General features: G+C 38.4%; 1 protein-coding gene. It reads right to left on the reverse strand.

Annotated elements, in window-relative coordinates; translation table 11 throughout:
* Positions 1–82: 82 nt before the first annotated feature.
* Positions 83–643: CBS domain-containing protein (locus tag ACFINO_RS10885; protein ID WP_375655872.1), on the reverse strand; the 561-nt coding region annotated here is incomplete at its 5' end.

Here is a 643-nt window from a genome sequence, read left to right on the forward strand (position 1 = left end):
AAAACACTCCTCTTTTTCCAAAAAATATCTCAATAAAGCTGTTGCACAAAACAAAATTTTATCGAATGTGGGTATTTTTTACTTAAGCAGCACCAATGCGTAAAAGATCGTGAAAGTGAACAATTCCTATCGGCTTCTTATTTTCAACCACGAAAAAAGCCCCAATATGGTGCTCATTAATAAAAGCTGTTGCAGCACCAACCAGTGTATTTGGCTCGACAATTTTGGGATCCTTTGTCATTAACTCATCAACATTAAATTTCGATAAGTTAACGTGAATGTTGCGTGCAAGATCACCATCCGTCACAATTCCAATTAATTCACCTTCTTGATTCACAACACCCACACAACCAAAATGTTTTTCAACCAAAACACTCATAGCTTTAGCCATGGCTGTACCTTGCGCAACCAAAGGAATACTTTCACCCTGATGCATAATATCACGAACATATTTAAGACTTGCACCAAGAGAACCACCAGGATGATAAATTTTAAAATCTGTCGCAGTAAAACCACGCATTTCTAAAAGAGCAACAGCTAACGCATCTCCCATTGCCAATTGCATAATTGTTGAAGTTGTAGGAGCAAGCCCGTGAGGACACGCCTCTTCTATCTTTGGCAATAAGAGTACAATATCCGCTTG

Source organism: Bartonella sp. AA83SXKL (genome assembly GCF_042196965.1).
Lineage (GTDB): Bacteria > Pseudomonadota > Alphaproteobacteria > Rhizobiales > Rhizobiaceae > Bartonella.